General features: G+C 67.7%; 26 protein-coding genes and 1 pseudogene. 20 read left to right on the forward strand and 7 right to left on the reverse strand.

Going from position 1 to position 24,928, the window contains the following annotated elements:
• Positions 1-53 precede the first annotated feature (53 nt).
• The 16 genes and pseudogenes from ACXAD2_RS17085 (at position 54) to cysE (ending at position 13,140) form a co-directional block, all read left to right on the forward strand.
• Entirely contained in the window at positions 54-1,274 is a 1,221-nt protein-coding gene (locus ACXAD2_RS17085; protein WP_475172161.1) for a phage portal protein, read from the forward strand.
• The gene (locus ACXAD2_RS17090) at positions 1,228-1,494 is read left to right on the forward strand and encodes a GTA head formation protein, RCAP_rcc01685 family (RefSeq protein WP_475172162.1); all 267 of its coding nucleotides are present in this window, start codon (positions 1,228-1,230) and stop codon (positions 1,492-1,494) included. Before ACXAD2_RS17085 ends, ACXAD2_RS17090 begins: the two co-directional genes overlap by 47 nt.
• A 27-nt stretch (positions 1,495-1,521) precedes the next feature.
• Positions 1,522-2,076, forward strand: a pseudogene (locus ACXAD2_RS17095) (HK97 family phage prohead protease).
• A gap of 126 nt (positions 2,077-2,202) precedes the next feature.
• Positions 2,203-3,288 (forward strand): phage major capsid protein, encoded by a 1,086-nt coding sequence (locus ACXAD2_RS17100; RefSeq protein WP_475172163.1) that lies wholly within the window; start codon positions 2,203-2,205, stop codon positions 3,286-3,288.
• Positions 3,289-3,352: 64 nt separating this feature from the next.
• Entirely contained in the window at positions 3,353-3,946 is a 594-nt protein-coding gene (locus ACXAD2_RS17105; protein WP_475172165.1) for a head-tail connector protein, read from the forward strand.
• Positions 3,943-4,281, forward strand: coding sequence for a head-tail adaptor protein (locus ACXAD2_RS17110; RefSeq protein ID WP_475172166.1), 339 nt, complete (start codon positions 3,943-3,945; stop codon positions 4,279-4,281). The genes ACXAD2_RS17105 and ACXAD2_RS17110 overlap by 4 nt, the downstream gene beginning before the upstream one ends.
• Positions 4,278-4,685 (forward strand): DUF3168 domain-containing protein, encoded by a 408-nt coding sequence (locus ACXAD2_RS17115; protein ID WP_475172167.1) that lies wholly within the window; start codon positions 4,278-4,280, stop codon positions 4,683-4,685. The genes ACXAD2_RS17110 and ACXAD2_RS17115 overlap by 4 nt, the downstream gene beginning before the upstream one ends.
• A gap of 26 nt (positions 4,686-4,711) precedes the next feature.
• Positions 4,712-5,134, forward strand: a complete 423-nt coding sequence (locus ACXAD2_RS17120; RefSeq protein WP_066106302.1) for a phage major tail protein, TP901-1 family — start codon at positions 4,712-4,714, stop codon at positions 5,132-5,134.
• On the forward strand, positions 5,135-5,458 hold the full coding sequence (locus ACXAD2_RS17125; protein ID WP_224900064.1) for a gene transfer agent family protein: 324 nt from the start codon (positions 5,135-5,137) through the stop codon (positions 5,456-5,458).
• The gene (locus tag ACXAD2_RS17130) at positions 5,455-5,664 is read left to right on the forward strand and encodes a rcc01693 family protein (protein WP_475172169.1); all 210 of its coding nucleotides are present in this window, start codon (positions 5,455-5,457) and stop codon (positions 5,662-5,664) included. Before ACXAD2_RS17125 ends, ACXAD2_RS17130 begins: the two co-directional genes overlap by 4 nt.
• Entirely contained in the window at positions 5,642-6,301 is a 660-nt protein-coding gene (locus ACXAD2_RS17135; RefSeq protein WP_475172170.1) for a phage tail tape measure protein, read from the forward strand. Before ACXAD2_RS17130 ends, ACXAD2_RS17135 begins: the two co-directional genes overlap by 23 nt.
• 10 nt (positions 6,302-6,311) lie before the next feature.
• A complete protein-coding gene (locus ACXAD2_RS17140) occupies positions 6,312-6,944 on the forward strand; it encodes a phage distal tail protein, Rcc01695 family (RefSeq protein WP_475172172.1) in 633 nt (210 codons plus the stop codon).
• Positions 6,944-7,825 (forward strand): DUF2163 domain-containing protein, encoded by an 882-nt coding sequence (locus ACXAD2_RS17145; RefSeq protein WP_475172175.1) that lies wholly within the window; start codon positions 6,944-6,946, stop codon positions 7,823-7,825. The genes ACXAD2_RS17140 and ACXAD2_RS17145 overlap by 1 nt, the downstream gene beginning before the upstream one ends.
• Positions 7,822-8,262 (forward strand): C40 family peptidase, encoded by a 441-nt coding sequence (locus ACXAD2_RS17150; protein ID WP_475172176.1) that lies wholly within the window; start codon positions 7,822-7,824, stop codon positions 8,260-8,262. The genes ACXAD2_RS17145 and ACXAD2_RS17150 overlap by 4 nt, the downstream gene beginning before the upstream one ends.
• Positions 8,262-12,167 carry a baseplate multidomain protein megatron gene (locus tag ACXAD2_RS17155; protein WP_475172178.1) on the forward strand — a complete coding sequence of 1,302 codons (3,906 nt, stop codon included), beginning with the start codon at positions 8,262-8,264 and terminating at the stop codon, positions 12,165-12,167. The genes ACXAD2_RS17150 and ACXAD2_RS17155 overlap by 1 nt, the downstream gene beginning before the upstream one ends.
• A gap of 154 nt (positions 12,168-12,321) precedes the next feature.
• Positions 12,322-13,140, forward strand: coding sequence for a serine O-acetyltransferase (cysE, locus tag ACXAD2_RS17160; protein ID WP_475172179.1), 819 nt, complete (start codon positions 12,322-12,324; stop codon positions 13,138-13,140).
• 264 nt (positions 13,141-13,404) lie between these two features.
• Here cysE and ACXAD2_RS17165 read toward each other — a convergent pair whose 3' ends face one another.
• From ACXAD2_RS17165 to ACXAD2_RS17190, 6 genes are all read right to left on the reverse strand, one after another.
• Complete coding sequence (locus ACXAD2_RS17165; protein ID WP_475172181.1) at positions 13,405-14,604, reverse strand: MFS transporter; 1,200 nt, start codon at positions 14,602-14,604, stop codon at positions 13,405-13,407.
• A 288-nt stretch (positions 14,605-14,892) separates the two neighbouring features.
• Positions 14,893-16,215, reverse strand: a complete 1,323-nt coding sequence (locus tag ACXAD2_RS17170) for a pyruvate dehydrogenase complex dihydrolipoamide acetyltransferase (protein ID WP_475172184.1) — start codon at positions 16,213-16,215, stop codon at positions 14,893-14,895.
• A 12-nt stretch (positions 16,216-16,227) separates the two neighbouring features.
• Positions 16,228-17,607 carry a pyruvate dehydrogenase complex E1 component subunit beta gene (locus tag ACXAD2_RS17175; protein WP_475172186.1) on the reverse strand — a complete coding sequence of 460 codons (1,380 nt, stop codon included), beginning with the start codon at positions 17,605-17,607 and terminating at the stop codon, positions 16,228-16,230.
• A gap of 20 nt (positions 17,608-17,627) precedes the next feature.
• Positions 17,628-18,650 carry a pyruvate dehydrogenase (acetyl-transferring) E1 component subunit alpha gene (pdhA, locus tag ACXAD2_RS17180; protein WP_475172189.1) on the reverse strand — a complete coding sequence of 341 codons (1,023 nt, stop codon included), beginning with the start codon at positions 18,648-18,650 and terminating at the stop codon, positions 17,628-17,630.
• A gap of 344 nt (positions 18,651-18,994) precedes the next feature.
• Positions 18,995-19,294, reverse strand: coding sequence for an FtsB family cell division protein (locus ACXAD2_RS17185; RefSeq protein WP_066106339.1), 300 nt, complete (start codon positions 19,292-19,294; stop codon positions 18,995-18,997).
• A 221-nt stretch (positions 19,295-19,515) separates the two neighbouring features.
• Entirely contained in the window at positions 19,516-20,694 is a 1,179-nt protein-coding gene (locus ACXAD2_RS17190; RefSeq protein ID WP_475172192.1) for a phosphoglycerate kinase, read from the reverse strand.
• A gap of 160 nt (positions 20,695-20,854) precedes the next feature.
• On the opposite strand from ACXAD2_RS17190, the gene ACXAD2_RS17195 reads away from it, so the two are divergent.
• Positions 20,855-21,361: a peptidylprolyl isomerase gene (locus tag ACXAD2_RS17195; RefSeq protein ID WP_066106345.1), complete on the forward strand. Its 507-nt coding sequence runs from the start codon at positions 20,855-20,857 to the stop codon at positions 21,359-21,361.
• Entirely contained in the window at positions 21,354-21,902 is a 549-nt protein-coding gene (locus ACXAD2_RS17200; RefSeq protein ID WP_475172194.1) for a peptidylprolyl isomerase, read from the forward strand. Before ACXAD2_RS17195 ends, ACXAD2_RS17200 begins: the two co-directional genes overlap by 8 nt.
• A 145-nt stretch (positions 21,903-22,047) precedes the next feature.
• On the opposite strand, the gene ACXAD2_RS17205 is transcribed toward ACXAD2_RS17200, so the two are convergent.
• Positions 22,048-22,947 carry a GNAT family N-acetyltransferase gene (locus tag ACXAD2_RS17205; protein WP_475172195.1) on the reverse strand — a complete coding sequence of 300 codons (900 nt, stop codon included), beginning with the start codon at positions 22,945-22,947 and terminating at the stop codon, positions 22,048-22,050.
• A 62-nt stretch (positions 22,948-23,009) separates the two neighbouring features.
• On the opposite strand from ACXAD2_RS17205, the gene ACXAD2_RS17210 reads away from it, so the two are divergent.
• Entirely contained in the window at positions 23,010-23,171 is a 162-nt protein-coding gene (locus ACXAD2_RS17210; protein ID WP_475172196.1) for a hypothetical protein, read from the forward strand.
• A 150-nt stretch (positions 23,172-23,321) separates the two neighbouring features.
• The gene (guaB, locus tag ACXAD2_RS17215; protein WP_475172198.1) at positions 23,322-24,770 is read left to right on the forward strand and encodes an IMP dehydrogenase; all 1,449 of its coding nucleotides are present in this window, start codon (positions 23,322-23,324) and stop codon (positions 24,768-24,770) included.
• Positions 24,771-24,928: the final 158 nt, after the last annotated feature.

Consider the following 24,928-nt stretch of genomic DNA (forward strand, 5'->3'; position numbering starts at 1 on the left):
ACGCGCAACACGGCCGGGTGGCCGATGTTCCGGGGCGAAGCGAGGAGCGTGCAATGGTGTTCGAATTTCTGCGGCGAACGCGCGAGGGGGAAACTCTGCCCGAGGTGAAAGCCTCTGCCGTCGGGCCGCTTGTCGCGATGCAGGCGGTCGGGCGCGTGGCTTGGACGCCGCGTGACACCGGCTCGCTGACCCGGCAGGGGTTCTCTGGCAACCCCGTGGGCTTTCGCGCGGTGAAGCTGATCTCGGAGGCTGCCGCCGCGCTGCCGCTGGTGCTGCAGGACAGTGAGATGCGCTACAGCACCCATCCCATCCTGCGCTGCCTGAACGCGCCCAATCCCGCGCAGGGCCGTGCTGAGCTGTTCGAGGCACTGTATGGCCAGTTGCTGCTGTCGGGGGATGGCTATGTCGAAGCGGTGGGCCAGGGACGCGGGCTGCCGGTGGAGCTGCATGTGCTGCGCTCGGAACGGATGCGGCTGGTGCCGGGGGCTGATGGCTGGCCCGTCGCCTATGAGTATCAGGTGGACGGCAGGCGCCATCGCTTCGACGTGCAGGACACGCCCGCACCGATCTGCCATGTGAAGAACTTCCACCCGCAGGACGATCACTATGGCCTCTCGCCGCTGCAACCGGCGGCGCAGGCGGTGGATGTGCACAACAGCGCCTCGCGCTGGTCCAAGGGGCTGCTCGACAATGCGGCGCGGCCCTCGGGGGCGATTGTCTGGACCGGGGCCGACGGGCAGGGCACGCTTGCACAGGATCAGTACGAGCGGCTGGTGGCGGAGATGGAGAGCAACCATCAGGGCGCGCGCAACGCCGGACGGCCGATGTTGCTGGAAGGGGGGCTCGACTGGAAGCCCATGGGGTTCTCTCCCTCGGACATGGAGTTCCGCCAGACCAAGGAGGCCGCCGCGCGCGAGATCGCCATCGCCTTTGGCGTGCCGCCGATGCTGCTGGGCATTCCCGGCGATGCCACCTACGCCAATTACCAAGAGGCCAACCGCGCCTTCTACCGGCTGACCGTCCTGCCGCTGGCGCAGCGGGTGAGCGCCGCGCTGGGCAGGTGGCTGGCGGGCTTCACTGGCGAGGAGGTGGAGCTAAAGCCCGACCTCGATCAGGTGCCAGCCCTGTCGGCGGAACGCGAGACCCATTGGCGCCGTGTCTCCGAGGCGGCCTTCCTTACGGTGCCAGAAAAACGCCGGATGCTGGGGCTGCCGCCGCTCACCGAGGATGGCGACACACCGGGGGAGAAGACAGGGGAAGAACCCGGTGCGTGAGCGCGATCTGCCCTATGAGCCCTTCGCCTGCGCCCCGGCGCTGAAACTCGATGCCCACGAGCGGCTGCACAAGCTGCAGATCGACGCTTTGGAGGGACGGCTCGCCCGGCTCGAACTGGTGCTGGAGCGGCTCGAGAAGCGCCTGTGGCTGGCGGTCTACGGGGTGGCCGCGGGTCTGCTGGCGCAGGCGCTGCAGGGGTTTGTCACCATGGCGCCCTGAGGGGCGGAACACGAAGGGATGCAAGCGATGCAACTGGAGCACAAGTTCTGCCGGCTGGGCACAGAGATTACCGCGCAGGTCACCAAGGCCGAAGGGACGCGGATCGAAGGTTACGCCTCGCTCTTCGGCGCGCCGGATCAGGGGGGCGATATCGTTGCGCAAGGTGCCTATGCCGCCTCGCTGAAGCGGCTGGCGGACGAGGGTCGCGCGGTGCGTATGCTCTGGCAGCACGACCCGGGTCAGCCCATCGGCATCTGGGACGAGGTGCGCGAGGACGCGCGCGGCCTGCATGTGAAGGGACGGCTGCTGGAGAGCGTCGAGAAGGGACGCGAGGCGGCGGCGCTCATCGCTGCGGGGGCCATCGACGGGCTGTCGATCGGCTATCGCACCGTCACGGCGGTGAAAGAGCACGGGGGGCGCAGGCTCCTCAAGGAACTGGAGCTTTGGGAGGTGTAGCTTGTCACTTTCCCGATGCTGCCCAGTGCGCGGGTGGCGGCCAAGGGAGAGCATCCCGAGGCAGACATGATGCGTGATCTGGCGCTGGCCATCGACGCCGCGCGCCTCGACCTGGCGCGCCGCTGACGCGCGCCCTCAACAGGGGACCGAGTTGATGAAGACAACCGAGAGCCATTCTCGGGCCGGGAAGATCTGTCCCCGGTCGCCCGTGTGGGCGCCGCGATGGCGGGGCTCACGGCGGACATCAGGGCCATGCAGGCCGACATTCACGCGAAACTGGACAAACACGAAGAGCGACTGACCATGCTGGATACCAAGACCTCTCATGCCGCGGCGCGCCCGGCGCTGGCCACCACCGCCGAGCTGGAGCTGCCGCACCGCAAGGCGTTCAACGCCTATCTGCGCACCGGCGACGACGACGGGCTGCGCGGGCTGGTGCTGGAGGGCAAGGCGCTCTCGACCGCCGTCGCGGCGGATGGCGGCTATCTCGTCGATCCGGTCACCTCCGAGACCGTGCGCGGCGTGCTGGAAGGCGCGGCCTCGATCCGTGCCATCGCTGCCGTGGTGAGCGTCGAGGCGGGATCCGTCGACGTGCTGGTCGATCAGGGTGACACCGGCGCGGGCTGGGCGAACGAGCTTTCGGACAGCACCGAGAGCGAGACGCCGACCATCGACCGCATCCAGATCAAGCTGCACGAGCTTTCGGCCATGCCCAAGGCCTCGCAGCGTCTGCTGGATGACGCGGCCTTCGATCTGGAGGCCTGGCTCGCCGGGCGCATCGCCGACAAGTTCTCGCGCGCCGAGGCGGCGGCTTTCGTGGCGGGGGACGGCGTCGACAAGCCCATGGGCATCCTGTCGCACAGCATGGTCGACAATGAGATCTGGGAGTGGGGCAATCTGGGCTATGTGCCCTCGGAGGTGGCCGCGGGGATCGGCGATGGCGATAAGATCATCGACCTCGTCTACGCGCTGGGCGCCGAGTACCGCGCCAAGGCGAGCTTCGTGATGAACTCCAAGACCGCCGGTGCCCTGCGCAAGCTCAAGGATGCGGACGGGCGGCACCTGTGGAGCGATGGGCTCTCGGCAGGGCAGCCGGCGCGGCTGCTGGGCTACCCGGTGCTGATCGCCGAGGACATGCCCGACATCGCCGCCGATACCTATCCCATCGCCTTTGGCGATTTCGCCGCCGGCTACACGATCGCCGAACGCCCCGATCTGCGCGTGCTGCGCGATCCGTTCAGCGCCAAGCCGCATGTGCTGTTCTACGCCACCAAGCGCGTCGGCGGCGACGTGAGCGATTTCGCCGCGATCAAGCTGCTGCGCTGCGCCACCAGCTGAGCGTGAGGGGCCATGGCGGCGGGGTGTCGCCATGGCCGCCTGCGGCACGAACCGGAGAAGGCTGATGATGGTGATCGAAGAGACGCAGGTGGCGGACGAGCTGCTGCCGGTCGAGGCGCTGACGGCGCAGCTGCGCATGGGCAGCGGCTTTGACGAGGCGGACCTGCAGGAGCCGGTGCTGCGGGCCTTTCTGCGCGCGGCGCTGGCGGCGATCGAGGCCCGGACCGGCAAGGCGCTGCTGATCCGCAGATTCCTCTGGACGCTGCACGGCTGGCGCGACCCCGAGGGCGCGGTGCTCCCGCTGGCGCCGGTGCAGAGCGTCACCGAACTGGCGCTGATCGACCGTTACGGCGCGGCGCAGGTGATCGCGCCCGAGCGCTACCGGCTGGAGGTGGACAGCATCGCCCCGCGGCTGCGCCCGCAGGGGGCCACGCTTCCGACCATCCCCGAGGGCGGCGCGGCGGAGCTGCGCTTCAGCGCGGGATTTGCCGCCAGTTTCGATGCGCTGCCGCCCGATCTGGCGCAGGCGGTGCTGCTGCTCGCGGCGCATTACTACGAATACCGCGACGAGACCGCGCTGAGCCAGGGTTGCATGCCCTTTGGGGTAACCTCGCTGATCGCGCGCTACCGGCCGCTGCGCATGGGATTCACCTCATGAGGGCGGTGCGTCTTTCACAGCGGCTGGTGCTCGAGGCCCCGGCCCGCACGCCCGACGGCATGGGCGGTTTCACCGAGGGCTGGCAGGCGCTCGGCACGCTCTGGGCGGAACTGCAGCCGCGCAGCGGGCGCGAGGTGCAGGGCGAGGCCGGGCCGGTGGCGCGGGGCCGTTTCCGCATCACCGTGCGCGCGGCCCCCGAGGGATCGTCGAGCCGCCCGGCACCGGGCCAGCGATTTCGGCGCGGCAGCCGGATCTTCGACATTCAGGCGGTGACCGAGCGCGACGCCTCGGGCCTCTACCTGCAATGCGAAGCGCAGGAGGAGGTGGCGTCATGAGCTATGCGATGTCCGGCGCGTTGCAGGCCGCGGTGTTTGCCGCGCTGCAGGCCGATGCCGCGCTGGCCGAACTGGTCGGCAGCAACATCTACGACGCGCTGCCCGCCGGAAACCTGCCGCCGCTCTACGTCACGCTCGGCGCGGAAGAGGCGCGCGACGCCTCGGATGTGGGCAGCCGCGGCGCTTGGCACGATCTCACCGTTGCCGTGGTGACCGAGGCTGCGGGGTTTGCGGCGGCCAAGACGGTGGCGGCGGCGGTCTCGGACGCGCTGCATGAGGCCGATCTGGCGCTGAGCCGCGGGCGGCTCATCGGCCTGCGCTTCCGCCGCGCCCGCGCCCGCCGCGAGACCGGCGGTCTGCGCCGCATCGAAATGACATTCCGCGCGCGCCTCGAAGACGACTGAACGCGCCACATCAAGGAGTTGCGACAATGGCTGCCCAGAACGGCAAAGACCTTCTGATCAAGCTCGACCTGACCGGCGACGGCCAGTTCGAAACCATGGCGGGGCTGCGCGCCACGCGGGTGAGTTTCAACGCCGAGAGCGTCGATGTGACCTCTCTGGAAAGCGCCGGAGGCTGGCGCGAACTGCTCGCCGGGGCCGGGGTGAAATCGGCCAATCTTTCGGGCTCGGGCGTGTTCAAGGACGCGGGCACCGACGAGCGCGCGCGGCAGATCTTCTTTGACGGGGAGACGCCGGATTTTCAGGTGATCATCCCCGATTTCGGCACCGTCGAGGGGCCGTTTCAGCTCACCTCGATCGACTATGCCGGCAGCCACGACGGCGAGGCGACCTATGAGATCGCGCTCGCCTCGGCCGGCGCGCTGAGCTTCGTGCCGGCGGTGGAGGCGTAAATGCCGAACCCGTGGCGCGGCGAAGTGGCGCTGGAGATCGACGGCCAGCGCCACGTGATGCGGCTGACGCTGGGCGCGTTGGCCGAATTGGAGGCGATGCTGGAGGACGGCACGCTGCTTGATCTCGTGCGCCGCTTCGAAAGCGGCAGCTGTTCGACCCGCGATGTGCTCGCGCTGATCGTCGCGGGGCTGCGCGGGGGCGGCTGGCCGGGCACGGCGCAGGACCTCGTGAGCGCCGAGATCGGCGGCGGCCCGCTGCTGGCCGCGCGCGCGGCGGCAGAGCTTCTGGCGCATGCTTTCGCGCTGCCCGGAGAGACCGGATGAGCAGCTTTGACTGGGCGGCGCTTTTGCGTGCGGCGGTCGAGCGTTTGGGCCTGCGCCCGGCGGAGTTCTGGGCGCTTACCCCGGCTGAATTGCGGCTGATGCTGGGCGGCGACGGGTCGCGCGCGATGGGCCGCGCCCGGCTGGAGGAATTGATCGCGGCCTTCCCGGACGCGGTGCAAGGAGATGGCGATGACCGAGATGGATGATCTTGACCGGGCCCTCGAGGGGCTGGAGCAGAGCCTTGGCGGGGCCAGCACCATGGCGGCGGGGTTCGATGCGGAACTGAAGCGCATCCACCAGACGTTTTCCGCCACCGGGCGCGGTGCGTCAAAGCTCGAAGGCACGCTCAGCCGCTCGCTGGCGCGGGCCTTCGATGGCGTGGTGTTCGGCGGGCGCAGCGCCTCCGAGGCGCTGGAGCAGGTGGCGCGCAGCGTGCGTGACAGTGCCTACCGCGCCGCGGTGCGCCCGGTGACCGACCATCTGGGCGGCGCTCTGGCCGCCGGGGTGACGCAGCTTTTCGGGGCGTTTTCCCCCTTTGCGCAGGGCGGCGCCTTCTCTCAGGGGCGGGTCACGCCCTTCGCCAGCGGCGGCGTCGTCAGCGGGCCGGTGCGCTTTCCCATGCGCGGCGGCATGGGCCTGATGGGCGAGGCGGGGCCCGAGGCGATCTTGCCGCTGTCGCGCGGCGCCGACGGGCGGCTTGGCGTGCGCGCCGAGGGACGCAGCCAGCCGGTCACCGTGGTGATGAACATCCAGACCCCCGACGTGCAGGGCTTTCAGCGCAGCCGCGCGCAGATCGCCGCGCAGATGAGCCGCGCGCTGTCGCAGGGCGCGCGCAACCGCTGAAGGAGCGATCATGAGCTTTCACGAGATACGCTTTCCCGCCGACCTCAGCTTTGGCGCCATGGGCGGGCCAGAGCGCCGCACCGATGTGGTTGAGCTGAGCTCGGGCTTCGAAGAGCGCAACAGCCCTTGGGCACAGTCGCGGCGGCGCTTCGATGCCGGGCTGGGTCTGCGCTCGCTGGATCATATCGCGCAGCTTCTGGCGTTCTTCGAGGCGCGGCGCGGGCAGCTTTATGGGTTTCGCTGGAAGGATTGGTCGGATTACGCCTCTTGCTTGCCGTCGCAGAGCGTCTCTGCCGGGGATCAGGTGATCGCCCGCGGCGACGGCGCGACCCGCACCTTCCAGCTCACAAAGATCTACCGCTCGGGCACGGCAAGCTATGCGCGCGCCATCACCAAGCCGGTGGCCGGAACGGTGCTGGCGGCGGTGCAGGATGTCGAGATGCATGAGGGCGTGCATTTCGAGGTGGACACCATCACCGGCCTTGTCACCTTCGCCGAGCCGCCGCTGGCCGGGGCCGAGGTCAGCGCGGGCTTTGAGTTCGACGTGCCGGTGCGCTTCGACACCGACCGGATCAACGTCTCGGTCGCGAGCTTTCAGGCCGGACAGGTACCCGATGTGCCGGTGGTCGAGGTGCGCGTCTGATGGGCGCGGCAGAGCTTCACGCCCATCTGGCCGGCGGGCTGACCACCGTGGTGCGTTGCTGGGCGCTGACCCGGCGCGACGGGCTGCGCCTTGGCTTTACCGACCACGACCGCGCGCTGCGCTTCGACGGGCTGGAGTTCCGCGCCGACAGCGGGCTCAGCGCCAAGGCAGTGCAGCAGGCGACCGGGCTTTCGGTGGACAATTCCGAGGCGATGGGCGCGCTGTCGGATGCATCGCTCTCGGAGGCGGATATCGAGGCCGGGCGCTTTGACGATGCCGAGCTTGTCGCCTGGCTGGTCAACTGGGCCGACGTCAGCCAGCGCCGCATCCTGTTTCGCGGCACGCTGGGACAAATCCGGCGCGGCCCTTCGGCCTTTCATGCGGAACTGCGCGGGCTGACCGAGCGGCTGAACCGTCCCTTGGGGCGGGTCTACCACAAATCCTGCGCCGCGGTTCTGGGCGATGCGGCGTGCAAATTCGATCTCAAGAATGCCGGTTATCTTGCTGAAAATGATATCGTTTCGGTGGATGGATCGCAGAGCCTTTTGGTTCCGCTTCTGCCAGGGTTCGAGCTTGGCTGGTTCAGCCGTGGGCGGCTCGAGATGCTGAGCGGCGCCGCTGCGGGGCTGTCCGGGGGGATCAAGCGCGATCGCCACATCGACGGGCTGCGGGTCATCGACCTGTGGGAGCCGCTGCGCGCGCCGCTTGCGCCGGGAGATCGCGTTCTGCTCACCGCGGGCTGCGACAAGATGTTCGACACCTGCCGGTTTAAATTTAACAACATCATCAACTTCCAAGGGTTTCCTGACGTGCCGGAAGAGGATTGGATGCTGACCCATGCCAGCAGCGCATCGGTCACCGACGGCGGGTCGAGACGATGAGCGGCGCGCGCGCGGTGGCGGTGGCCCGCGCCTGGATCGGCACGCCTTATCTGCATCAGGGATCGCGGCGCGGCGCGGGCTGCGACTGCCTCGGGCTGCTGCGCGGCGTCTGGCGCGAGTTGCTGGGGCCAGAGCCCGAGCCGGTGCCGCGCTACAGCATGGACTGGTCGGAGCCGCAGGGTGAAGAGGCGCTGCTGCAGGCCGCCCTGCGCCACCTGCGCCCGAAAACCCTGGGCGATGAGTTCCCGGGCGATGTGCTGCTGTTCCGCATGCGCGCGGGCAGCGTCGCCAAGCATCTGGGGCTGCAGGCGCGCATCGGGGCTGAGGCGTCCTTCGTCCATGCCTACAGCGGCCATGGGGTGATCGAAAGCGCCCTCAGCGCGCCGTGGCGGCGGCGCATCGCGGCACGTTTTGCCCTTCCGATGGAGAACGACTGATGGCGACTATCCTCCTTTCCGCCGCGGGTGCGGCGCTTGGCAGCGCGGTGGGCGGCTCGGTGCTTGGCCTGTCGATGACCGCCGTCGGCCGCTTCATCGGCGCCGGTCTGGGGCGCGCTTTGGATCAGCGCCTGATGGGCGGCGGCTCGGAGACCGTCGAAACCGGGCGGATCGAGCGGTTCCGGCTCAGCGGCGCTGGCGAGGGCGCGGCGATATCGCAGGTGTTTGGCCGGATGCGCATTGGCGGGCAGGTGATCTGGGCCAGCGAGTTCCGCGAAGAGGTGAAGAAACAGACGGTCTCGAGCGGCGGCAAGGGCAGCCCGCGCGGCGAGACCACGGTGAAAAGCTACAGCTATTCGGTGAGCCTCGCTCTGGCGCTCTGCGAGGGTGAGGTCACCGGGGTGAACCGGGTCTGGGCGGATGGCAGCGAGATCGCGTTGCGCGATCTCAACATGCGCGTTTACAGCGGCAGCGAGGACCAGCTGCCCGATCCCAAGATGGAGGCGGTGGAGGGCGCGGGGCTGGTGCCGGCCTATCGCGGCACCGCCTATGTGGTGATCGAGGATCTGCTGCTCGAACGCTTCGGCAACCGTGTGCCGCAACTGAGTTTCGAGGTCACGCGACCGGAGCTTGAAGATGCCGAGGATGTGCCTCTGGCAATCCGCGGCGTCGCGATGATCCCCGGCACAGGCGAATATGCTTTGGCGACCCGGCCGGTCTATCTCGATTACGGCGGCGGCGCGAAAGGCGCGGTCAATCTCAACACGCCCGCCGATGTGCCGGATTTTCTCGTGTCGCTGGATCAGCTGCGCGATGAGCTGCCCGCGTGCCGTGCCGCCTCGCTGGTGGTGAGCTGGTTCGGCGATGACCTGCGCTGCGGGCGTTGCGCGATCCGGCCCAAGCTTGAGCAGGCCGAATGGGACTCCGAGGAGATGCCGTGGCGCGTCTCGGGGCTGGGGCGCGATGCGGCGGGTCTGGTGCCAAGGCTGGAGGACCGCCCGGTCTATGGCGGCACGCCGTCGGACGCCTCGGTGATCGAGGCGCTGCAGGAGATGGCGGCGCGCGGGCTGGAGGTGGTCTATTACCCCTTCATCCTGATGGAGCAGATGGCGGGCAATGATCTTCCCGACCCGTGGACCGGCGCCGAGGGGCAGCCGGTGCTGCCGTGGCGCGGCAGGATCACGCTCAGCGCGGCGCCGGGGCGCGCGGGCTCGCCCGATGGGACGGCTGCGGCGGAAGAGGAGGTGGCGGCCTTCTTCGGCAGCGCCGCGGCGGCGGATTTCTCGGTGCAGGGAGGCGCCGTGAGCTACGCGGGGCCGGATGAATGGTCGTTCCGACGCTTCATCCTGCATCAGGCGGCGCTCTGCGCGGCGGCGGGCGGTGTTGCGGCCTTCTGCATCGGCTCGGAGATGCGCGGGCTGACGCAGATCCGCGGCGCTTCGGGCTTTCCCGCGGTGGCGGCGCTGCGCGCCTTGGCCGCCGAGTGCCGGGCGCTGCTGGGGCCGGAGGTGAAGATCGGCTATGCCGCCGACTGGAGCGAGTATTTCGGCTATCACCCGCAGGACGGCTCGGGCGATGTCTATTTCCATCTCGACCCGCTGTGGAGCGATCCGCAGATCGATTTCATCGGCATCGACAATTACATGCCGCTGTCGGACTGGCGCGATGGCGACGATCATGCCGATGCCGCATGGGGCGCGATTTACGATCCCGGGTACCTCATGTCGAACGTCGAGGGCGGCGAGGGGTTCGACTGGTATTATCCCAGCGCCGAGGCGCGCGAGGCGCAGCGCCGCGTTGCGATCACCGATGGCGCGCATGGCGAGCCATGGGTCTATCGCTACAAGGATTTGCGCAGCTGGTGGTCAAACCTGCACCACGAGCGGATCGGCGGTGTGCGGCAGGCGCTGCCGACCGGTTGGGAGCCGCAAAGCAAGCCGATCTGGTTCACCGAACTGGGCTGCGCCGCCATCGACAAGGGCGCCAACCAGCCCAATAAATTCCTCGACCCGAAAAGCTCTGAGAGCCTTCTTCCGCATTATTCCAATGACTTGCGGGACGATCTTATGCAGCGCCAGTACCTGCGTGCGATCCATGCCCATTGGAATGACCCGGCGCATAACCCGGTCTCGGAGGTCTATGGCGCGCCGATGCTCGATATGTCCAAGGCGCTGGTCTGGGCGTGGGATGCGCGGCCGTTTCCGTGGTTTCCGGGGCTCGAGGATCTGTGGAGCGATGGCGGCAACTACCGGCGCGGGCATTGGCTGAACGGGCGCTGCTCGGCGCGCACACTGGCGTCGGTGGTGGCCGAGGTCTGCACCGCTGCCGGGGTGCCGCAGTTCGACGTGAGCCGCCTTTGGGGCTGGGTGCGCGGCTATCAGATCGACCGTGTGGGCGATGCGCGGAGCGCGCTGCAGGGGCTCTTGTTGGCGCATGGGGTGGATGCGATCGAACGCGACGGCGTGCTGCTGTTCCTGCCGCGCCGGGGCCGGGCTGCGGTGGCGCTGGACCTGTCCGATTTGGTGCATGATGGCGATGACGAGGGGGATCTGCGGCAGACCCGCGCCGCCGAGGCCGAGATGTCGGGGCGGCTGCGGCTGCGCTTTGTCGAGGCCGAGGGCGATCACGCCATCGCCGCCGAGGAGGTGGTGCTGCCCGACGAGGGCACCCATGCGGTGGCCGAGAGCGAACTGCCGCTGTCGCTGAGCCGGGCCGAGGGGAGGATGATCCTCGAGCGTTGGCTGGCCGAGGCGCGGATCGCGCGGGACACGCTGGACTTCAGCCTGCCGCCGTCGCGGCTCGATCTCGGTGCGGGCGACATCGTCTCGCTGCCGTCCCCCTCGGGCGTCACGCGGATGCGCATCGACCGGGTGGAGATCGGCGACAGCCAGCGCATCGAGGCGGTGCGGATCGAGCCCGACACCTATCTTCCTGCACAGATGCAGGACAGCGCGCCGCTGCTGCGGCCCTTCGCGGCGCCGGTGCCGGTGTTGCCGCTGTTCCTCGATCTGCCGCTGATGAGCGGCGAGGAGGTGCCCCACGCGCCGCATCTTGCGCTGACCGCGCAGCCTTGGCCGGGCAGTGTCGCGGTTTATGACGCGCCGAGCGATGCGGATTACGTGCTGAACGAGATCCTCGCCGCGCGGGCCACCGTGGGGCGCACCGAGACACCGCTTTTCGCCGCGCCGCCGGGACGGATCGACCGCGGCGACGCGCTGCAACTGCGGCTGACGTCCGGCGCGCTGCAATCGGTGGAAGAGGCGGCGTTTCTGGCCGGTGCCAATCTCATGGCCATCGGCGACGGCAGCCCGGGCAACTGGGAAGTGCTGCAGTTCCGCAATGCGCAACTGGCCGAGCCGGGCGTGTGGTTTATCTCGCACCGGCTGCGCGGTCAGGCGGGCAGCGACGGGCTGATGCCCGAAGTCTGGCCGGTGGGCTCATGGGTGGTGCTGCTCGACGGCGCGCCGCAGCAGATCGCGCTGGCGGCGGCGCAGCGGCGGCAGGCACGGCATTACCGCATCGGACCGGCGCGGCGCGGCTATGACGATCCGAGCTATGTGCACCGGGTTCTGGCCTTCGATGGCAACGGGCTGCGGCCCTACAAGCCAGCGCATCTGCGCGCGGATTTCGGCGCGGGTGGGCTGTTGGTCAGCTGGATTCGGCGCACCCGGATCGAGGGCGATGATTGGGATCTGCCCGAGGTTCCCTTGGGCGAGGAAAGCGAGAGCTATCTTATTCGCGTCACGCAGGGGGAGACGCTGATCCGCGAAGCGTTTTCCGGCGTGCCGTCTTGGAGTTACGATCCAGCGAGCGATGGGCTTTCGGGCGCGTTCGAGCTGCGCGTGGCGCAAGTGTCGGCGCGCTATGGGCCGGGACCCTTCGCGACGCTGATGCTCTCGGCCTGAGAATGAGGCCTGAGACTAAGACCTGAGACTAAGACCCGCGGCGCCGGGCAATCGGCGCTTTCATCTCCGCCCGCGATCCCCTAGATCACGGTTTTGCATTTCGGCGCGCCGCGCCTATCTGCTAGACTGCTGGGCAACCGCACGGAGGATTCCAATGGCCAAGACCCGCGCCAAGATCGCCGAACTCGACCCTGTCTGGGCCCGGATCATCCACGAGGCCGAAGAGGTCGTGGCCGCCGAGCCGCTGCTTGGGGGCTCGGTGCATTATTCGATCCTGCACCATCCCACCATAGAGCGGGCTTTGGCCTATCGGATTTCGCTCAAGCTGGCCAATGGCGAGATGTCCGAGCAAATCCTGCGCGAGATCTGCGACGAGGCCTACAGCATGGACCCCTCGCTGGCGCTGAAGGCGCGCGCCGACATTCAGGCCACCTATGAGCGTGACCCGGCCTGCCACCGCTATCTGCAGCCGCTGCTCTACTTCAAGGGCTTTCAGGCGGTGCAGAGCCAGCGCGTGGCGCATTGGCTGTGGACCCAAGGGCGGCGCGATCTGTCGTATTTCTTCCAGATGCGTTCGTCCGAGGTGTTCGGTGTCGACATTCACCCGGCGGCGAAGATCGGCAAGGGCATCATGATCGACCACGCGCATTCCATCGTCATCGGCGAGACCGCGGTGGTGGGCGATGACGTGTCGATCCTGCACTCGGTGACGCTGGGCGGCACCGGCAAGGAAGACGAGGACCGTCACCCCAAGATCGGCAATGGCGTGCTGATCGGTGCGGGGGCCAAGGTGCTGGGCAATATCAAGGTCGGCTGCGGCTCGCGCATTGCCGCGGGCTCGGTGGTTCTGGCCGAGGTGCCGCCGTGCAAGACCGTGGCGGGGGTGCCTGCCAAGATCGTCGGCGAGGCGGGCTGCGATCAGCCCTCGCGCTCGATGGACCAGAAGCTGACCGGCTGCAATTGCAGCGAGTGAGCGGTTTCAGGACTGCGGAATAGAGAAAGGCGCGGACCTCGGGGTCCGCGCCTTTTGCGTTGTGGTGGTGAGCGCCATAGGTGGATTTGATGAGCGCTACAGAGGCCAGTGGACGACCGCGGGCTGCCGCTTCCAGCGATCGTGGCTTGGCGCTTTATCGTGCCGCACCGGCCTGCGCTTGCGCGCGCGCTGTCCTGACCGAAGCGGCCGCCCTGGGGGCGGTCGGCCGCTGGCCGGCGGCGCTGCGCGCCTTGCTCCGGCAAGTCACTCAGCGGGCATCACGGCGGGCATGACGCGGCGGGCGCGGCTGCGGCTCTCGAACCACGCCAGAGCCAGCATCACGATCCCGCCTGCGGCGAGCGCCGCACCCACTTGCCCGGTTGCGCCCCAGCCATGGCCCGCAGCCAGCGCGCGCCCGGCAAGGAACGGCCCCAGCGCGTTGGCGGCGTTGAAGGCGGCGTGGTTGAGCGCGGCGGCCAGCGTCTGCGCCTCTCCGGCTACATCCATCAGGCGCATCTGCAGCGGGATGGCGAGGCTGGCGGTGGTGCCGAGCAGGAAGATCGACAGGCTCATCATCAGCCAATCGCCGATCACCACGGTGTAGAGCAGCGACATCAGCACCATGCCCACCAGCAGCAGCAGCGCGCCGCCGAGCCGCGACCAATCGGCCAGACGCCCGGCGATGAGATTGCCCAGCACGCCGCCAAGGCCAAAGCCCGAGAGCGCCGCCGGGATCGCCCAAGCGGGGGCGGTGGTGGCGTCGAGCATGGCGGCGGAGAAATAGGAATAGACCGCGAAGACCCCGCCAAAACCAATGGCGCCGATCATCAGCGTGCTCCAGACGGCGCGGTTGGCCAGCGCGCCAAGCTCACGCAGCGGGCTCGGCATCGGGCCGGTCTGCACATTGGGCGCGACGCGGGTGATCATCAGCGCCGAAGCGGCGGCAATGGCGGCGGTCACGACAAAGCACAGACGCCAGCCAAACACCTGACCCGCGGCACCGGCCAGCGGCACGCCGATCACATTGGCGATGGTCAGCCCCATCAGCACCTGCGCCACGCCGCGCGCCTTGCGGCCCTCGGGCGAGAACTCGGCGGCGAACAGCATCGAGATGCCGAGGAAGGCCCCATGCGGCAGACCCGAGGCGAAACGCCCGATGATCAGCGTGGTGAGATCGGTGGACATGGAGCTCAGCAAGTTGCCGAGGCCGAAGAAAGAGATCAGCAGGATCAGCAGCAACTTGCGCGGGATCATCGAGCCGAGGACGGCCAGCACCGGCGCGCCGACGACGACGCCAAGCGCATAGGCGCTGACCGCGTGGCCCGCTTCGGGTTCGGTCACCGACAGATCGGCGGCGTAATAGGGCAGCAGCCCCATTGCGGCGAATTCGGAAACGCCGATTGCAAAGGCGCCAAGCGCCAGCGAGAGGATCGTCAGAACGGCCTGACGGTCTTGGGTAGCCATGTCACAGCTCCGATGGTCGGAAGTTGGGTTGGACGTGGGTCGTCGAATGCGATGTCGGGAAGCCTTGGCGGGGCGGGTGTCAAACAGGCATGACAAGCCCGCCGCGACGCAGCATGAGCTTAATCTACGCGAACGGTACATCTTCTCAAGCGACGCCTGCGCAAGCTCGCCATGCAGCGATTGCATGACGCATGGGCAGCTTTCCGCGCGCCGAGTGCGGGGCCCGAACGGAAAACGGCCCCCGCCGCGAAGGCGAGGGCCGCTGATGTGCTCAGGTTTTGCGGCGGATCAGGCCAGCATCACCATCGGGTTCTCGAGGTTGTCGGCGATGGCCGACAGCAGCTCGGCGCCAAGCGCGCCGTCGATGACCCGGTGGTCGACCGAGAGCGTCACCGACATCACGGTGGCCACGGTCAGCTCGCCATCTTCGCCGACGATCGGCTTCTTAACGCCCGCGCCCACGGCGAGGATCGCGCCATGCGGCGGGTTGATCACCGCGTCGAAGTTGTCGATGCCATACATGCCGAGGTTGGAGATCGCGAAGCTGCCGCCGACATATTCATGCGGTGCGAGCTTCTTGTTGCGGGCGCGGCCCGCCAGATCCTTCATCTCGGACGAGAGCGCCGACAGCGACTTCATCTCGGCGTCTTTCAGCACCGGGGTGAAGAGACCGCCTTCGATCGCCACGGCCACGGCCACATCCGAGGGCTTGAGCTTGAAGATGCGGTCGCCTGCCCAGACGGCGTTTGCGTCGGGCACGGACTGCAGCGCCAGCGCGCAGGCCTTGATGATGAAGTCGTTGACCGAGAGCTTCACGCCGCGCGCTTCCAGCTGCTTGTTGAGCTGGCTGCGGAACTTCAGCAGCGCGTCGAGCTTGATATCGCGGCGCAGGTAGAAGTGCGGGATCGTCTGCTTGGCCTCGGTGAGACGGCTGGCCACCGTCTTGCGCATGCCGTCGAGTTTGACCTCTTCGAAGTCGCGCCCGTCGTACATCTTGCGCACCGCATCCGTGGACGGACCGGCGGGCATGACGGCGGCATCGGCGGCCTTCTTCTCGGCAGGTGCCGCAGCCTCGGACTTGGCCGGAGCAGCGCCGGGCTTGGCGGCCTCGACGTCGGCTTTCACGATGCGACCGTGCGGGCCGGTGCCTTTGACCTGCGCCAGGTCGAGCCCCTTGTCCGCCGCGATGCGGCGGGCCAGCGGCGACGCGAAGATGCGGGTGCCATCGGCAGCGGCGGGCGCTGCCGGGGCAGGGGTTGCGGAGCCAGCTGCCGGGGTGGCGGCCGCGGCCTTGGCCTCTTCCGCCTTGGGCGCTTCGGCTTTCGCCTCGGGTTTGGCGGCCGAGGTGTCGATGTCGTCGGCGCTTTCACCTTCTTCGAGCAACACGGCGATGGGGGTGTTCACCTTCACCCTTTCACTGCCTTCCTCGATGAGGATCTTGCCGATGGTGCCTTCGTCGACGGCTTCGAACTCCATCGTCGCCTTGTCGGTCTCGATCTCGGCGAGGATGTCGCCGGAGTTGACCGTATCGCCCTCTTTCACCAGCCATTTGGCCAGTGTGCCTTCCTCCATGGTCGGCGACAGCGCGGGCATCAGGATTTCCGTGGGCATGACGCGCTCTCCTTACCGGTAGGTGACTTGGCGGACCGCGTCGACCACCTCTGCGGTGGTGATCAGCGCGTGCTTTTCGAGGTTCGCCGCATAGGGCATGGGCACGTCCTTGCCGGTGCAGTTGATCACCGGGGCGTCGAGCCAGTCGAAAGCGTTCTGCATGATGTAGGCCGACAGGTGGTTGCCGATCGAGCCGACGGGCCAGCCTTCTTCCACGGTCACGCAGCGGTTGGTCTTTTTGACCAACTCGATGACCGTGCCATAGTCGATCGGGCGCAGGGTGCGCAGGTCGATGACCTCGGCCGAGATGCCGTCTTCCGCCAGCTTTTCCGCCGCCTCGAGGGCGTAGGTCATGCCGATGCCGAAGGACACGATGGTGACATCCTCGCCCTCGCGCCAGATGCGGGCCTTGCCGAAGGGCACTGTGAAGTCATCCATCACCGGCACATCGAAGGAGCGGCCGTAGAGGATTTCGTTCTCGAGGAAGATCACCGGGTTGGGATCGCGGATCGCCGATTTGAGCAGGCCCTTGGCGTCCGAGGCCGAGTAGGGCATCGCCACCTTGAGGCCGGGCACCATCGCGTACCACGCCGCGTAGTCCTGAGAGTGCTGCGCGCCGACGCGGGCCGCTGCGCCGTTCGGGCCGCGGAACACCATGGGCGCACCCATCTGGCCGCCGGACATGTAAAGCGTCTTGGCCGCCGAGTTGATGATCTGGTCGATCGCCTGCATGGCGAAGTTGAAGGTCATGAACTCGACGATGGGCTTGAGCCCGCCGAAGGCCGCGCCAACACCGATACCGGCAAAGCCGTGCTCGGTGATCGGCGTGTCGATCACGCGCTTGGAGCCGAACTCGTCGAGCAGGCCCTGGGTCACCTTATAGGCGCCCTGGTACTCGGCCACTTCCTCGCCCATGACGAAGACATTGGCGTCCGAGCGCATTTCCTCGGCCATGGCGTCGCGCAGCGCTTCGCGCACGGTCTGCTGCTTGAGCTCGGTGCCCTCGGGCCAGTCGGGTTCAACCGCCTTGGCTTTGGGGGTCGCGGGGGCGGAGGCGGGAGCCGCTTCTGCCGGAGCCGCGGGCGCTTCTTCGGCGGCTGCCGGAGCTGCGTCGCCACCCGAGGAGACCTCGATCGACGAGGCGTCTTCGCCTTCCTCGACCAGCACGGCGATCGGGGTGTTGACCTTCACGCCTTCGGTGCCTTCCTCGATGAGGATCTTGCCGACGATGCCTTCATCGACCGCTTCGAACTCCATCGTGGCCTTGTCGGTCTCGATCTCGGCGAGAATGTCGCCCGAGGTGACGGTGTCGCCTTCCTTGACCAGCCATTTGGCCAGCGTGCCCTCTTCCATGGTCGGCGAGAGCGCGGGCATGAGAATTTCGGTTGCCATATGCGTCTAGTCCTTCTGCCTCAGGCCTCTACCGCGTCGCCTTGCGGCACTTCGTCGGCATAGATGTCGGTCCACAGCTCTTCCAGAGCGGGCTCCGGGCTCTCTTTCGAGAACTCCGCCGAGGCGTTGACGATGTCCTTGATTTCCTTGTCGATGGCCTTGAGGTCATCTTCCGAAGTATGCTTGCCCTGCAGCAGCAGGTCGCGCACGTTCTGGATCGGGTCGCGCTCGTCGCGCATCTTCTGCACTTCCTCGCGGGTCCGGTATTTCGCCGGGTCCGACATGGAGTGGCCGCGGTAGCGGTAGGTCTTGATCTCGAGGATATAGGGACCTTTGCCGGCGCGGCAGTGCGCCACGGCCTTTTCGCCAGCTTCCTTGACCGCCAGCACATCCATACCGTCGACCAGCTCGCCCGGGATGCCGAAGGGCGCGCCGCGGGTATAGATCTCGTCGGTGGAGGTCGAGCGCTTCTGCGAGGTGCCCATGGCGTATTGGTTGTTCTCGATCACGAAGACCACCGGCAGCTTCCAGATCGAGGCCATGTTGAAGGTCTCATAGACCTGGCCCTGGTTGGCAGCGCCGTCGCCGAAATAGGTGAAGGTCACGCGGGAATTGTCGAGATAGGCATCGGCAAAGGCGAGACCGGCGCCAAGCGGCACCTGCGCGCCGACGATGCCGTGGCCGCCGTAGAAATGCTTCTCGCGGCTGAACATATGCATCGAGCCGCCCTTGCCCTTGGAGTAGCCGCCTTCGCGGCCGGTGAGCTCGGCCATCACGCCGTTGGGGTCCATGCCGCAGGCGAGCATGTGGCCGTGGTCGCGATAGGAGGTGACGCGCTTGTCGCCTTCCTCCGCTGCGGCCTCGAGGCCGACGACAACGGCTTCCTGACCGATGTAAAGGTGACAGAACCCACCGATGAGCCCCATGCCATACAGCTGACCCGCCTTCTCTTCGAAGCGGCGGATGAGCAGCATGTCACGATAGTATTGCTTGAGCTCTTCGGGCGAGACGTTCGGCTTGGCGGCTGGTTTCCGGGCGGCCATTAGCGCTCCTCCCAACTTAGTTTAGTGTTAAACTTTCTCACACAGTAAAGCCCTGACACGTCAGTGTCAAAGGGCGCTGGCGGCTGTTGCGGGAAAAAGTGGTGCGGGCCGGGCTCAGGGCAAGCGGGTGGCGAAACCCCGCCGGCGCGCGCCGCTGCCTGCGCGGCGCCCGGACGGACCGGTGCGCTATGCGTATTTGGAAAGAGAAGAAGCCCTCAGAGGCGCTTACAGGTGGTCCCCGGGGCTTCTTCTCTTCAAAAATACGCCGGGGGAGCGCGCCGCGCAGCGGCGGGCGGGGGCGGAGCCCCTAGAACTGTGGGTTGGATGGAGTGCCGCGGCGGGCCTTAGCGCACGACGATTTCGTCCGAGCGGATCATTCCCAGAACGTCGCGGGCCTGCTGGTCGAGCAGGTCGAGATCGAGAAAATCATCCGACAGGCGGCGGGTGAGGTTTTCCATATGCGCCACTTCGGTGTTGAGCCGGTCAAGCTCGGCGGTCAGCCGGTCGCCCTCGACCTCGATCTCGGCGCGGCGGAACACGCCATAGTCGCCCTGAACCGCGGCGAAGGTGAAATAGCCTGCAAGGCTCACCGCGATACTCGCGAAAATCAGGCCGCCAAAGGCCGGTTTGCGTCTGCCCGTCATGAAAATTTGGTCCTGCTCAAAGATCGTACCGCTCTGCACTCTGCCGCGGCCCCTCGTTCGTGCGGGGGCCTTCCGGCGCAGAAACTATGCCACAGGCGAATCGTGTTGGGAATGATTGCCGGTGCCGGCGGCGGGCGCGGGCCGGTAATTTGCCGCTTTTCCCGGCGGGTGTGCCGGGAAAAGCGCAGTTGCGGTGGCCAGTTACCGCCGCTTACCGCCTGTTACCCTAGTGCGGCGACGCCGGGCAGGGTCTTGCCTTCCATCCATTCGAGGAAGGCGCCGCCCGCGGTGGAGATATAGGTGAAATCCTCCGACGCGCCGGCCTTGTTGAGCGCCGCCACCGTGTCACCGCCACCGGCAACCGAGACCAGCTCGCCCTGCGCGGTGCGCTTGGCGGCAAATTTGGCCGCGGCATTGGTCGCAGCATCGAAGGGGGCGATCTCGAAGGCGCCGAGCGGGCCGTTCCAGATCAGCGTCTCGGCGCGGCCGATGGCCTGCTCGACGTGGGCCACGCTGTCGGGACCGGCGTCGAGGATCATCGCATCCGCGGGGCAGGCCTCGGCAGGTACCACTTCCGACGGCGCGTTTTCACGGAACTCGCGCGCCACCACCACGTCCCGCGGCAGCAGGATCTCGCAGCCTGCCGCGGCGGCCTTCTCGGCGATCTGAAGGGCGGTGCCGGTCATCTCATGCTCGCAGAGCGATTTGCCCACGTCCACGCCCTGCGCCGCAAGGAACGTGTTGGCCATGCCGCCGCCGATCACCAGCATGTCGACCTTTTCCACCAGATTGCCCAGCAGGTCGAGCTTGGTCGACACTTTCGCGCCGCCGACCACCGCCAGCACCGGGCGCTTGGGGTTACCCAGAGCCGCCTCCAGCGCTTCCAGTTCGGCCTGCATCAGCCGTCCGGCGCAGGCCGGCAGCAGATGCGCCAGCGCGGCGGTGGAGGCATGGGCGCGGTGTGCCGCCGAGAAGGCATCGTTGCAATAGACATCGCCAAGCGCGGCATAGCGCTGCGCCAGCGCCTCGTCGTTCTTTTCCTCGCCGGGCTCGAAGCGGGTGTTCTCCAGCAGCACGATCTGGCCCTCGCCGCAGCCGTCGATCACCGCCGCAGCCTCGTCGAGCGTGGCGAAATTGACGGCGGTGCCAAAGGCGGCCTCGAGCGCGGGCACCAGCATTTTCAGCGACATCTCGGGCACGACCTTGCCCTTGGGGCGGCCGAAATGGGCGAGCAGCACCGGGGTGCCGCCGCGCGAGAGGATGTCCTGCACGGTGGGGGCCACGCGCTCGATCCGCGTTGCATCGGTGACCACGCCGCCATCCACCGGCACGTTGATGTCGACACGGGTCAGCACGCGCTTGCCGCTCAGGTCCATGTCGTCGAGTGTCTTCCAGGCCATTCTGGTCCTCCTGATCTCGTCCTTGCCCAAAGGTCTGCCCCGAGCGGCCCCAGAGGTCAATGCAACACAAGAGCTTGCGCTGTTTGGGCGCGCGCCCGACTTGGCATTCGGAGCGGGGCAGACTAAATCTCGGCCAGCACTTGCCATAGGGAGTATCGACATGGCCGAGATCAAGGACCCCGAGAACACCATTCTCATCGAGCTGAAAGGTGGCACCGTCACCATCGAGCTGCTGCCCGACGTGGCCCCCAAACACGCCGAGCGCATGAAGGAACTGGCGCGCGCGGGCGAATATGACAACGTCTGTTTCCACCGCGTGATCGACGGTTTCATGGCGCAGACCGGCGATGTCGAGCATGGCGACATGGAAGACGGCTTCAACCTGCGCCGCGCCGGAACCGGTGGCTCGGACCTGCCGGATCTGCCGGCGGAGTTCTCGAAACTGCCGCATGACCGGGGCACGCTGGGCGCCGCGCGCTCGATGAACCCGAACTCGGCCAATTCGCAGTTCTTCATCAATTTCAAGGACAACCACTTCCTCAACGGCCAGTACACCGTCTATGGCCGGGTTGTCGAAGGCATGGAGCATGTGGACGCGATCACCCGCGGCGAGCCGCCTGCCGAGCCCGACCGGATGATTTCGGTGAAGGTGGCTGCAGATGCGTAAGCTGGCACTGCTGCTTTCGGTGCTGGCCTCGCCCGCGCTGGCGGCGGGGCTCGACGTGCAGGTCGAGGGCGAGGGCGCCAATGGCACCTTCCACATCGAACTGTTCGACGATGTCGCGCCCGAGGCCTCGGCCCGGCTGACCGAACTGGCGAAATCCGGCGCCTATGACGGCGTGGTGTTTCACCGGGTGATCGACGGCTTCATGGCGCAGACCGGCGACGTGCAATACGGCAAGCTGGGCGAAGACCTGCGCATGGCGGGCACCGGCGGGTCGGACATGGATGATCTGCCGGCGGAGTTCTCGGACAAAGCGTTTGAGCGCGGCGTGGTCGGCATGGCCCGCTCGCAGAACCCCAACTCGGCCAACTCGCAGTTCTTCATCATGTTCGCCCCGGCGCCGCATCTGAACGGCCAGTACACGGTGGTGGGCGAGGTGACCTCGGGCATGGAAGTGGTCGACGCGATCAAGCGCGGCGAAGGCCGCAATGGCGCGGTGATCGGCAAGCCCGATGTGATGACCTCGGTGAGCGTGACCGAGTAAGCCTTGCGCCGGGGAGGGGCGCTGCCCCTCTTGCCCTGCGGGCAATTCACCCCGGCGTACTTGCGAAGAGAAGAAGGGCTGGGCACCGCGCGGTGGCCGGCCCTTTTATTTGCGGGAGGGATGTGGCGGGGGCGCGTTGCGGGTGTCAACGCGCCAAGGCGCGTGGCAGGCGGAGGGCCAGCGGGGCGAGGGCGCGGCTGTGCAGCCAAGTGCCGCCGAGCCGATGCACGCGCGCGCCGGTGCCGAGCTTGAAATGCGTCAGCCCCGGCGCGTCCTGCTGGTTGAGGATGCCCATGTCGAGCCAGAGGTGCCCCTGCGCCGCAAGCCAGCGCGCGGCCTCCCAAAGCAGCAGGTTCATCGCGCCGGAGCGGCGGCCTTCGGGCTTTGTAACGCCACTGGTCCAACTGGCCATCAGCCCGTGGCGCAGCACTGCGATGGCGGCGACGGGCGCGCCATCCAGCCGCGCTTCCCAGATCAGCGCATCACCGGGGTTGGCGGCAGCATAGGCGGCAAGAAATCCCGGCGGCAGGTTGCGATAGCGCCGGGCGCGCGCCTGCGCCGCCTCTGCGGGCAGCAGCCAGTGATCGCCGCGCAGCGCCAGCCGCCGCAGCCGCAGCCCGCTGCGCTGCGCCCGGTTGAGCCGGTTGCGCCATTTCTGCGCCATGGCGGCGCGCATCTCCGCCTCGGAGCCCAGCGGCAGCAGCGCCAAGCTCGCCGGGGTGAGCAGCGGCCAGAACCCCGCGCGGCGCAGCACTTCGGGCGGCATGCCATCGGCATTCAGCAGCAATGGCCCGCGGGGGCGGGCTGCGAGAAACCCCTCGAACCATGCGGCCAGCGCCGCGGTCGTATTGGTAAGGTCGCAGGTCACCGGGCCGCGTGAGAGCAGCTCGACCCGGCCAAGGCAGGGCAGGTGGCGCGCTTGTGTCTGCCAGTGCAGCCAGTGGCCGCCAGAGACGCATCCTGAGCGTGTCAACGTGCCGCCGCGCGTCTCGGTGCCGAGAAGCGCGCAGGCGCAGGCGTACTGCGGCGATTGCGGCAGGGGCAAGCAGGGCGCATCCATGCGGGCATTAACGCTTCGAGACGTCACTTTGTGGTTAACATGGCCGCATGAGCCGTCCGCCCCTCAGCCCGCGCCCCGCCAAGCCAAGAGACACCACGGCACCGCGCGCCCGTCCGACCCGCGCCGCCGCGCTCTTGCTGGCCTTGCTGCTTTCGCTCCCCTTTGCGGCCCTCGCGCTGATCGATCTTGTCTGGCGTCTCTTCGTCTAGACGAAAATATCCCGGGGGAGCCCGCAGGGCGGGGGCAGCGCCCCCCCAAATACCACGTCCAAGCGCGCGAAATCGCGAGGGGTCTTTCCCCCGCCCAACATCCGTGCAATAGGGACGTGCCAACCGATACCCTCCCAAGGAGCCGCCCCCATGGAGATTCGCGAGGCTTTCACCTTCGACGACGTCCTACTGCTTCCCGCTGCGTCCAGCGTCCTGCCGTCCACGGCTGACACGCGCACGCGGGTGACGAAGAGCATCGCGCTCAACATTCCGCTGCTGTCCTCGGCGATGGACACGGTGACCGAGGCCCGCATGGCCATCACCATGGCACAGGCCGGCGGCATCGGGGTGATCCACAAGAACCTCGACATCGAGCGTCAGGCGCAGGAAGTGCGCAGGGTGAAACGCTTTGAGAGTGGCATCGTCTACAACCCGGTGACGCTGACCCCCGAGCAGACGCTGGCCGACGCGCAGGCGCTGACCGAGCGCTACGGCTTCACCGGCTTCCCGGTGGTCGATGAAAAGCACCGCGTGGTCGGCATCGTCACCAACCGCGACATGCGCTTTGCGCAGAAGCCCGACACGCCGGTGCGGGTGATGATGACCTCGGAAAACCTCGCCATCCTGCAAGAGCCCGCCGACCGCGAAGAGGCGATCAGCCTGATGCGCGCGCGCCGGATCGAGAAGCTGCTGGTCACCGACGCCACCGGCAAGCTCACCGGCCTGCTGACGCTGAAGGACACCGAGAAGGCCGTGGTCAACCCCACCGCCTCGAAGGACGAGCTGGGGCGTCTGCGTGTCGCTGCGGCGAGTGGCGTTGGCGAGGCTGGCTTTGAGCGCACCGAAGCGCTGGTGGATGCGGGTGTCGACATCGTGGTGATCGACACCGCGCATGGCCATAGCGCCGGGGTGCTCGAGGCGGTGACCCGCGCCAAGAACCTGTCGAACCACGTGCAGGTGATCGCGGGCAATGTCGCCACCGCCGATGCCACCCGCGCGCTGATCGACGCGGGCGCGGATGCGGTGAAAGTCGGCATCGGCCCGGGCTCGATCTGCACCACCCGCATGGTCGCCGGGGTTGGCGTGCCGCAGCTGACGGCGGTGATGGACTGCGCCAAGGCTGCCGGTGACGTGCCGGTGATCGCCGACGGCGGCATCAAGTTCTCGGGCGATTTCGCCAAGGCGATCGCGGCGGGAGCGTCCTGCGCCATGGTCGGCAGCATGATCGCGGGCACCGACGAGAGCCCGGGCGAGGTGATCCTCTATCAGGGCCGCTCGTTCAAGGCTTACCGCGGCATGGGCAGCCTCGGCGCCATGGCGCGCGGCTCGGCGGACCGCTACTTCCAGAAAGACGCGGCGAGCGACAAGCTGGTGCCCGAGGGCATCGAGGGTCAGGTCCCCTATAAGGGCTCGGCCTCGGCGGTGATCCACCAGCTGGTCGGCGGCCTGCGCGCCGCCATGGGCTACACCGGCAACGCCACCGTCGAAGAGATGCGCAAGAACTGCAATTTCGTGCGCATCACCAACGCCGGCCTGTCGGAAAGCCATGTGCACGACGTGCAGATCACCCGCGAGTTGCCGAACTACCGCATCGGCTGAGCCGCAGCGGATTGAGAAGATCAGGGCCGGTCCTTCGGGGCCGGCCTTTTCCTTTGGGGGGCGGTCTCATTGAGAACGGTTCGCCTAAATCGGCTGCGAAACGCGAGTGGAGCAATGCGCGTGACGTCTACTGCCGGCATGGTCATCTGAGCGTTGTC

This window comes from Salipiger sp. ABN3_019, assembly GCF_056158605.1.